Source organism: Mycobacterium sp., assembly GCF_008709575.1.
Classification (GTDB): domain Bacteria; phylum Actinomycetota; class Actinomycetes; order Mycobacteriales; family Mycobacteriaceae; genus Mycobacterium.
This window is the reverse complement of record NZ_VYIK01000075.1, coordinates 1-9,060: the sequence shown is the minus strand read 5'-3', so window position 1 is coordinate 9,060 and position 9,060 is coordinate 1. Positions and strand designations below refer to the sequence as shown.

Annotated in this window: 8 protein-coding genes and 1 pseudogene; 5 read left to right on the top strand and 4 right to left on the bottom strand. The window is 65.2% G+C overall.

Annotated elements, in window-relative coordinates; all coding sequences use genetic code 11:
* Positions 1–221 precede the first annotated feature (221 nt).
* Both F6Q13_RS15110 and whiB1 read left to right on the top strand, forming a co-directional pair.
* Positions 222–1,196: a diacylglycerol kinase family protein gene (locus tag F6Q13_RS15110; RefSeq protein ID WP_293058059.1), complete on the top strand. Its 975-nt coding sequence runs from the start codon at positions 222–224 to the stop codon at positions 1,194–1,196.
* A 247-nt stretch (positions 1,197–1,443) separates the two neighbouring features.
* Complete coding sequence (gene whiB1, locus F6Q13_RS15105; protein WP_293058056.1) at positions 1,444–1,698, top strand: transcriptional regulator WhiB1; 255 nt, start codon at positions 1,444–1,446, stop codon at positions 1,696–1,698.
* Between the two features lie 56 nt (positions 1,699–1,754).
* Here whiB1 and F6Q13_RS15100 read toward each other — a convergent pair whose 3' ends face one another.
* From F6Q13_RS15100 to F6Q13_RS15085, 4 genes are all read right to left on the bottom strand, one after another.
* Entirely contained in the window at positions 1,755–3,272 is a 1,518-nt protein-coding gene (locus tag F6Q13_RS15100) for a sensor histidine kinase (protein WP_293058053.1), read from the bottom strand.
* Between the two features lie 38 nt (positions 3,273–3,310).
* Positions 3,311–3,526: a biotin/lipoyl-binding carrier protein gene (locus F6Q13_RS15095; RefSeq protein WP_293058088.1), complete on the bottom strand. Its 216-nt coding sequence runs from the start codon at positions 3,524–3,526 to the stop codon at positions 3,311–3,313.
* A 1,447-nt stretch (positions 3,527–4,973) separates the two neighbouring features.
* A complete protein-coding gene (gene rsrA / locus F6Q13_RS15090) occupies positions 4,974–5,279 on the bottom strand; it encodes a mycothiol system anti-sigma-R factor (RefSeq protein WP_293058085.1) in 306 nt (101 codons plus the stop codon).
* 5 nt (positions 5,280–5,284) lie between these two features.
* Positions 5,285–5,935, bottom strand: coding sequence for a sigma-70 family RNA polymerase sigma factor (locus tag F6Q13_RS15085; RefSeq protein WP_293058082.1), 651 nt, complete (start codon positions 5,933–5,935; stop codon positions 5,285–5,287).
* A 277-nt stretch (positions 5,936–6,212) separates the two neighbouring features.
* Between F6Q13_RS15085 and F6Q13_RS15080 the strand changes: the two genes are divergently transcribed.
* From F6Q13_RS15080 to F6Q13_RS15070, 3 genes and pseudogenes are all read left to right on the top strand, one after another.
* The gene (locus F6Q13_RS15080; RefSeq protein ID WP_293058050.1) at positions 6,213–7,064 is read left to right on the top strand and encodes an NAD(P)-dependent oxidoreductase; all 852 of its coding nucleotides are present in this window, start codon (positions 6,213–6,215) and stop codon (positions 7,062–7,064) included.
* Positions 7,065–7,119: 55 nt separating this feature from the next.
* A complete protein-coding gene (locus F6Q13_RS15075) occupies positions 7,120–7,614 on the top strand; it encodes a YbaK/EbsC family protein (RefSeq protein WP_293058047.1) in 495 nt (164 codons plus the stop codon).
* 295 nt (positions 7,615–7,909) lie between these two features.
* A pseudogene (locus F6Q13_RS15070) lies at positions 7,910–9,060 on the top strand (hypothetical protein); the annotation flags it as partial.

The window sequence follows — 9,060 nt, the reverse complement described above, 5'->3', positions numbered from 1 at the left end:
TAGTGGTGATCGCCAGCGCGGCGAAGCCGCGCGCCGCGGATCATCACCGCAAAAGCCAGTGGTGATCGCCAGCGCGGCGAAGCCGCGCGCCGCGGATCATCACCGCAAAAGCCAGTGGTGATCGCCAGCGCGGCGAAGCCGCGCGCCGCGGATCACTTCGACCCGCTACTGCTCACACCGCCTCGCAGCCGGCACTGTCACCGCGCCTAAGCTTTGCCCTCATGCGTGCCGTGCTGATCGTCAACCCGACCGCGACTTCCACCACCGCCGCGGGGCGCGACCTGCTCGCGCACGCACTCAAAAGCCGTCTGCAACTGACTGTCGAGCACACTCGCTACCGCGGCCATGGCGGCGAGATCGCGCGGGCTGCCGCCCGGGACGGCGTTGACCTCGTCGTCGTGCATGCCGGCGACGGCACGGTGAGCAATGTGGCCAACGGCCTGCTCGGACCGCCGGGAGCAACGTCGCGCGAACACGTCCCGGCGGTGGCGATAGTGCCGGGCGGTTCGGCGAACGTGCTGGCGCGCTCTCTGGGAATTGCGATCGATCCGGTTGAAGCCACAAATCAGCTGATCGGGCTTCTCGATGAGTACGGCCGACAGCACAAATGGCGCCGCATCGGGCTCATCGACTGCGGCGAGCGATGGGCGTTACTCAACGCCGGGATGGGGGTCGACGCCGAGGTGGTCCGCGCTGTCGAAGCCCAACGCGCGAAGGGCTCAAAGGTCACCCCGGCCCGTTACATCCGCGCGGCCGTACCGGCGGTGTTGGCCGCCGCTCGTCGAGATCCGACTCTGACGCTGCACCTACCCGGCCGCGACCCGGTATCGGGGGTGCATTTCGTTTTTGTTTCCAACTCCAACCCGTGGACTTACGCCAACGACCGGCCGGTGTGGACCAACCCCGACTGCACCTTCGAGGCAGGCCTGGGGGTGTTCGCGACGACGAGCCTGAGCGTAGTGCCCACGTTGCGGCTGGTGCGACAGATGTTTTCCAAGCGACCCAAGTTGGAAGCCAGACAACTCGTGCGTGATGACAACGCGGCCTGTGTACGGGTTACCTGCACCGGCCCACCAATCGCCAGCCAGTTCGATGGCGACTACCTGGGCGAGCGTCAGCAGATGACGTTTCGCGCGGTTCCCGCGATGTTGGACGTCGTCGCCCCACCCTTAAAAACCTCGTCTGACGTGGGTTAACGCCCGCCGACACGTCGTCATGCTGCCGATGCGCCGCCGATCCTATTACACCCGGGTAAGGATTTCGGTAACAGTAAGTCAAAGTGAGATTGCCCACGTGCGAACATGCCCTATTGACATCTGTTGAGCCTATGAAACGATCGAATCACCGCGTGCAAAGGGTGCTGACGTTTCTTGTGCCCGCGTTAACAGCCGAAGAAAAACGCAGGTGCGCACTGCTGCGCACATAGTTGAGGAGTAACGACGTATGGATTGGCGCCACAAGGCGGTCTGTCGCGACGAAGACCCGGAGCTGTTTTTTCCGGTAGGCAACAGTGGCCCGGCGCTCGCCCAGATCGCTGACGCAAAACTGGTCTGTAACCGCTGCCCGGTGACCACCGAATGTCTGTCCTGGGCGCTGAACACCGGCCAAGACTCCGGCGTGTGGGGCGGAATGAGCGAAGACGAGCGACGCGCGCTGAAACGGCGCAACGCGCGGACGAAGACCCGCACTGGCGTCTGACGGTGGTTGCGTCAGACCAGGTCCAACACCGCGGCCCCGACAGTGTCGGGGCCGCATCACTGGGCGGCCCTGGGTCGACGACCGACCGGCACCCGTAACATCACATCGGTGCCGCCCCCGGAGGCGTTGAGCATACGCAGCGAGCCGTCCAACTCCGCCGATACCAGGGTCCGCACGATCTGCAGGCCGAGCCGATCGGACTCGTCGACGCTGAACCCCTCAGGCAAACCGCGGCCATTGTCGTGAATCACGATGTCGAGCCAACGCGACGATCGCTCCGCACGAATTGTCACCGAGCCGCCCTCGCAAGCATCGAAGGCTCCGGCAGACCACCCGAATGCGTGTTCGATCGCATTTTGCACGAGCTCGGTGATCACCATGATCAGCGCGGTGGCGCGGTCAGAGTCCAGCACACCCAGCTCCCCTAACCGGTCGATCCGGATCGGGGCTTCCACGGCGGCAACGTCGTTCATGATCGGCAGGATCCGATCGATGACCTCGTCGAGGTTCACTTGCTCGTCTACCGACATCGACAGTGCGTCGTGAACCAGTGCTATCGAGGACACCCGGCGCACCGACTCGAGCAGGGATTCTCGTGCCTCGACATTGGCTGTCCGGCGGGCCTGCAGGCGCAACAGCGCCGCGACGGTCTGCAGGTTGTTTTTCACCCGGTGATGGATCTCCCGAATCGTGGCGTCCTTGGACATCAACGCACGATCCCGGCTCTTCACCTCGGTGACATCGCAGAGAAGCACTGCGGCACCGACGGGAGAGCCGCGCAGCATCAAGGGAATTGTTCGCAACAGGACGGTGGCACCACCGGCGTCGACCTCCATCCGTACGCTTGCCCCGCCGCTCAACGAGTCGCGAACGTGATAGGCCAGATCCTCGGCCTCGAACGGGTCGCTGAGCAGCGGGCACGTGACATCGACTAGGTATCGACCTTCCAATTTGGCGCTCAACCCCATCCGGTGGTAGGCCGAAATGGCGTTCGGACTGGCGTAGCAGACGACCCCGTCGGGGTCGAGTCGGATGAACCCGTCACAGGCCCGCGGGCCAGACCGTGACGCGGTTACCGCGCCGAGGTTGGGGAAAGTGCCCTCGGCGATCATGTGGACCAGACTCTCCGCGCAATCGAGGTAGGCCATCTCCAATGGGCTGGATTTGCGCGCGGACGACACCGCGGTTTGACGGGTCAGCACTGCGACGACCCGCCCGTTGTGTCGCACGGGCACGGCTGCGATGTCCAGCGGTGTCTGCTGCCACGAATACCGACGGTGGGGGATGCTTTCGCTTCTGATCATGCCCGCTTCAAACGCAGCGACGATCAGCGGAGCCTCCTCGGTGGCCAAAACCTTGCCTACGGCATCGCCGACCATGCCGGTCGAGGCGGTATTCGGCCGACATTGCGCCACGCACACCACCCCTCCGTCGTCGCGGCGCACCCACATCAGGTAATCAGCAAACGACAGGTCGGCCAGCAACTGCCACTCGCCGACCACCGCGTGCAAATGGTCTACCGCGTCGCCGGGCAACACGGTATGTTCGGCGAGCAGATCACCGAGAGTCGACATCGATCACTTCCGACGCACCTTTACAAAGCGTTCAACGGCTAAGAGATCACCGCGATCAGATCGCCGGCCTGGATCACGTCACCGACCGACACACTTACTTTGGTGACTGTGCCAGCGACTTCAGCCAAAACCGGAATCTCCATCTTCATCGACTCCAGCAACACCAGGGTGTCACCCTCGGCGATCTGATCGCCCACGTTGACCAGGACTTCGAGCACGCTGGCCACGATCTCCGCGCGGATGTCCTCGGCCATCATCACCTCGTTCATCAACCAGCCTGCGCCTGCCAAATTCCGTTGCCTAATCGAACCACAACCAGCGGTCATCAGTGCGTCAGGAGGGGGGCGGCGCCGACGATTCCCCAGGTAAGCAAATCCGAAGATTAGTAAACAAATCCATAGAGTTCCTTCTGTGACCGTGTCGTGTTCTGGCTGTGACTCTTGAGCAGGATTGTAGCCAGAGTGAGTTAAGTGCCAGAAGAGTATAAAGTGCCATGGTCGAACTGAGGAGTAATTCCGTTGTCTGCGAACATTTTTGGAATCTGCAAGACTTGCGAGTCACTAACTCGCCTAGTCACCGGTGCAGGACTGGCACTGGCCGCAACCGCCGCTATCGGGATTGGCGCCGGGATTGCAGCGGCAGATCCGCCGGATCCCGTACCTGCCGATGATGCGGTTCCGGCCCCCGCTCCGGCAGAAGCGCCACCGGCGGCCGCTCCAGCGGCAGTGCCGGCCGCACCCGCGCCGACCGGTGCGCCACCGGCGGCCGCTCCAGCGGCAGTGCCGGCCGCACCCGCGCCGGCGGGAGTAGATCCGAGCACGATGACGACTATCACCAACGGGCTGTTAAGCAAGCTCAGCTCAATGCTGGATAACATCTTGCCGGGCACCGGCTCGTTACTGACACCTGCTTCCGCTGCTGCCGACGGACTGACACCCGGATCCGCCGCCAGCGGACTGACACCCGGATCCGCCGCCAGCGGACTGACACCAGGATCCGCCGCCAGCGGACTGACACCAGGATCCGCCGCCAGCGGACTGACACCCGGCCAAACACCCGCGCTCACCACACCCGGCCAGACCCCCACACTGCCCGGCCAAACACCCGCGCTCACCACACCCGGCCAGGCCTCGGCGTTCCCCGGCAATGCCAACACGCCGTCGCCGAGACTGATCAGTCCTCTGTTACCGGTGAATACCGGACCGGTAGTCTGACCGGGCGCTGCGGCTGAGTCGTTCGACGCCGGCAAAAGCCGTGGTGCCGGGGATCGGTATCAGTTGCTGCGGGTGCGGCGCTGACCGGAACGGGTCAGGCGTTCTTGGTGCGGGCGACGCAATCGAATTCTGCAGCGCGGGGAGCGGCGCCTGGATGCCCTGGATGCAGACTCGGACGTCCGACGCCGGAAATTGGTAGACGATTCAGCCGATCCCCTGATCCGCTCAGCCGGGGCACGTTTTAACACGACCACCTCCAACCAGGGCGTTAACGACCCACGCCCCTGACGAGAAATGTCGGAGCAGGTCGGGTCACCGCGACCGTGATGCACGCCCAGCCCGCCGATGACGAGCGTTGCCGGGACACGTGAGAGACTGATCCATCACTCAAACTGCGAGGAGGATCAGTTATGGCCAAGCGTGGCCGCAAAAAACGCGACCGCAAATACAGCAAGGCAAACCACGGCAAGCGCCCGAACGCCTAGGGTCAAGACGGCCAGGATGTCTGAGTGCGGATGATCGTGGTCCGGCTAATTTCCAGTCGTAGCCGCTCGCGCAGGCGTTCCGGGGCCTTATCCCCCCGGCATTTGGTGGCGATCAACGCCTTGATCCGCTCCTCTAGCCCGTAGCGCCGAAGGCATCCGGGACATTCCTCGAGATGCCGGCGCAGCTTCGCCCGGGTCTCGGCGGTGCATTCGCCGTCAAGCAGCGTCCATACCTCGGCGATCACCTCCCCACAGTCGACCTTTTCACGGTCATCGTGGGCGGCGCCGGGGCTTGACCCGCCAGACACGTCGGTCACGACGACACCTCCTCGGCCGCCTGGTCATCGCGAAGAAAACCCCGCTCCTTTGCCACGTTAGCCAACAGGGCACGCAGTTGGCGCCGGCCACGGTGCAGCCGCGACATCACCGTTCCGATCGGGGTGTTCATGATCTCGGCGATCTCCTTGTAGGGAAAGCCCTCGACGTCCGCGTAGTACACCGCCATCCGGAAATCTTCCGGCAACTCCTGCAGCGCTGCTTTGATTTCGGTGTCCGGTAAAGCCTCAAGCGCCTCGACTTCCGCCGAGCGCAGGCCCGTCGGCGAGTGCTCGGCGTTCGCCGCCAACTGCCAATCGGTGATTTCCTCGGTCGGGTACTGCGCCGGCTGCCGCTGCTTTTTACGGTAATTGTTGATATAGGTGTTGGTCAGAATGCGGTACAGCCACGCCTTGAGATTGGTGCCGGGCTTGAACGACCGGAATCCGGCATAGGCTTTGACCATCGTTTCCTGAAGCAGGTCCTCGGCGTCGGCCGGATTGCGGGTCAGCCGCAGCGCGCCACCGTAAAGTTGATCAAGCAGCGGAATCGCCTCGCGCTCGAAGCGCGCCGTCAGCTCCTCGTCCGTCTCCGCCGTCGGGGCACGCTCAGGCATCTCCGGCCCGGTCGCGGCATCGCTGTCGGTCATCGTGGTTAACCAGGTCCCTTCCGCCGCGGTGTCACCGAACAAGCCAGGCAACACCGGACGTTGCAGGCACTCAGCCAACACCAGATTCCCCTTCTGCCCAATCTAAAGGCTGTCACTGACACTGTCTTGCGCGGGCTACCCGGTCTGCCACTACCGACCACGAGTCGCATCAATCAACAGCATCGCCCATGGGGCTATTTCCCGTGGCCGTTCGGCCGGCTCCGGCCCGATTCAGGCCGCTTATCCCACCGCAAGCGGGCCAAGTTAGTGTGACGCCATGTCTTTGACCGGCAAGACCATGTTCATCTCGGGGGCCAGCCGCGGAATCGGCCTGGCGATCGCCAAACGGGCCGCGCGCGACGGGGCGAACATCGCGCTGATCGCCAAGACCGCCCAACCGCATCCCAAACTGCCGGGCACCGTCTATACCGCGGCCAAGGAGATCGAGGAAGCCGGCGGACGGGCCTTGCCGATCGTCGGCGATGTGCGTGACCCGGACTCCGTCACATCCGCGGTGACGCAGACCGTCGAGCAATTCGGGGGCATCGATATCTGCGTGAACAACGCGTCGGCAATCAACCTCGGATCCATCACCGAGGTGCCGATGAAGCGTTTCGACCTGATGAACGGTATCCAAGTGCGCGGCACCTATGCGGTCTCGCAAGCGTGCATCCCCCATATGAAGGGCCGGGAGAACCCGCACATCCTGACCCTTTCGCCGCCGGTGCGGCTCGAACCCAAGTGGCTCAAGCCGACGGCCTACATGATGGCCAAGTTCGGGATGACGCTGTGTGCACTGGGCATCGCCGAAGAGATGCGTGAGTACGGCATCGCGTCGAACACCTTGTGGCCGCGCACCCTGGTCGCCACGGCCGCCGTGCAGAACCTGCTCGGCGGCGACGCGGCGATGGCACGCGCCCGCAAACCCGAGGTCTATGCCGACGCGGCCTATGTCATCCTCAACAAGCCGGCCACCGAGTACACCGGGAACTCGGTGCTGTGCGAAGACGTGTTGGTGGAATCCGGGGTGAGTGACCTGTCGGTGTACGACTGCACACCGGGTGGCGAGCTGGGGGTCGATTTGTGGGTGGAGTCCCCCAATCCGCCGGGCTACGTTCAGCCGCAGTAGCGGTGATCGCCAGCGCGACGCAGCCGGGCGCAGCGGGCCACCGCCCGACAACGTGATGGCCGGCGCGCCGACCCCGGCGCTGGCCGCGCTGGCCGCCGCCGGCACGCCTTACGAGGTGGTGAAGTTCGGCCACGATCCGCGGGAACTCTCGTTCGGCGACGAGGCTGTCCGGGTGCTGAGCGCGGCCTACGGCATCGCGCCCGAACAGATCTACAAGACCCTCGTCCTCGCCACCCCCGAGGGGCTGGCGGTCGCTGTCCTTCCGGCACCGTCACGGTTGTCGTTGAAAGCCGCAGCCGCGGCGTTGGGGCTGTCGCGCGCGAAGATGGCCGACCGGGCCAGCGCGCAGCGGGCGACCGGCTATCCGGTCGGGGCGGTTTCGCCGTTCGGCCAGCGCAGACCGCTGCCGACCGTCGTCGATGCCGACGCCCTGGCCTGGGCCCGGGTGTACTGCAGCGCCGGTAGACGCGGCTGGGACGTAGCGGTGGCGCCGCAGGATCTGATCCGGCTCACCGGCGCAGTGACCGCGGGTATTCAGCAGATCTCCTGACGTTTCAGTGGGTCCGGGCGCGGACGAAGCTCCGTCACGTAGGTTTTGTTACCAGCTTGGGTGTTTCGACGAACGCCGCGCGCCGCGCACGCTACGTTGACGATAGAGACGACGATTGAGACGACGATTGAGAACAATCGAGAACAATCGAGCAGTGTCTAAATTTTCGCGAACTAACCGCGATACACACGTAGACATGGTTCGCCGGCACCGCTACCCCCAAAAGATTCGCTACACACGTACAAATCGGACGCGTCGCCATGGTGGTGCGGTTGGTTTTGGCACGGTTGCCGGGATGTTTTTGGCTTGGGGCACAACCCCGCTGGCCATCGCGCCGCCAGCGAAGGCCGACGTCATCGACCTCATTGTCGATACCATCATCGATCCGCTCGGGATGGTCACGCCGGGGCCGACCGATGCCCTCGCGGGTCTCGATCCCACCAGAAGCCTGGATTCGTTGACGGCCGTCGTGGGCGTGCCGGATATCAATCCCTCCGCTGATCCGGCCGGCGAGGACGCCGCCATGTCGGTGGCAACATCGCGGGATGCGTCGGTGCATAGTCAGGTCGCTTCGTGGTTCGCGCAGTACGTCTACCTGCCCTTACACACCGATACTGAGACCTGGATCAACAGCCCATTGGGTCAGCAGATCGACAAGTTCATCAATTCGGTGTCGGGGCAGTATTTGATCGGCAACGGCGCGCCCGGAACCGCAGCCGACCCCAATGGTGGCAATGCCGGCTTGTTGTTCGGTGACGGCGGCAACGGCGCTAACGGCAGTGACGGCCTCAACGGCAGCGCCGGTGAGGCTGGCGGCAACGGCGGCAACGGCGGAATCCTCTTCGGTCAGGGCGGCAACGGGGGCAACGGCGGGGCCGGCGGTGCCGGCACCGCAACGCATCCCGACGGCGGCAGCGGCGGGCCCGGCGGCAAGGGCGGTAACGGCGGGCTGTTCAGCGTCGGTGGTGACGGCGGCCAGGGCGGGGCCGGCGGGGCCGGTTATGCGGATACCGCGGACCCGGCAGGCCAAGACGGTGGCGCCGGTGGTGTCGGCGGCGCGGGCGGTAAGGGCGGTAATGGCGGGGTATTCGGCAATGGCGGGGCCGGCGGATCTGGCGGCAACGGCGGCGACGGCGGCAACGCTGAAGCGGGGGTGACCGGCGGCGGTTCAGGTGGTCAAGGCGGCAACGGCGGGGCCGGCGGGGCCGGCGGGGCCGGCGGCCAAGGAGGGCTCGGCGGCAACCAGGGCACAGGCGGGAACGGCGGCAACGGCGCTGTGGGCGGTAACGGCGGCCAGGGTGGGCCCGGCACCGACAACGCCGATAACCCCGGAGTGCCCGGCGGAGCAGGCGGCACCGGCGGTGCCGGCGGCGACGGCGGCGACGGCGGCGACGGCGGTGCGGGCTCTTCCCAGGGGGCTGCCGGCAGCGCCGGATCCGGTGGTTC

What these genes read in the sequence shown, in the direction of transcription:
- whiB1 (WP_293058056.1), top strand. Translation starts at nt 1,444, where the DNA reads ATGGATTGGCGCCACAAGGCGGTCTGTCGCGACGAAGACCCGGAGCTG.
- F6Q13_RS15095 (WP_293058088.1), bottom strand. Translation starts at nt 3,526, where the DNA reads ATGGCCGAGGACATCCGCGCGGAGATCGTGGCCAGCGTGCTCGAAGTC.
- F6Q13_RS15100 (WP_293058053.1), bottom strand. Translation starts at nt 3,272, where the DNA reads ATGTCGACTCTCGGTGATCTGCTCGCCGAACATACCGTGTTGCCCGGC.
- F6Q13_RS15075 (WP_293058047.1), top strand. Translation starts at nt 7,120, where the DNA reads ATGGCCGGCGCGCCGACCCCGGCGCTGGCCGCGCTGGCCGCCGCCGGC.
- F6Q13_RS15110 (WP_293058059.1), top strand. Translation starts at nt 222, where the DNA reads ATGCGTGCCGTGCTGATCGTCAACCCGACCGCGACTTCCACCACCGCC.
- F6Q13_RS15085 (WP_293058082.1), bottom strand. Translation starts at nt 5,935, where the DNA reads ATGACCGACAGCGATGCCGCGACCGGGCCGGAGATGCCTGAGCGTGCC.
- F6Q13_RS15080 (WP_293058050.1), top strand. Translation starts at nt 6,213, where the DNA reads ATGTCTTTGACCGGCAAGACCATGTTCATCTCGGGGGCCAGCCGCGGA.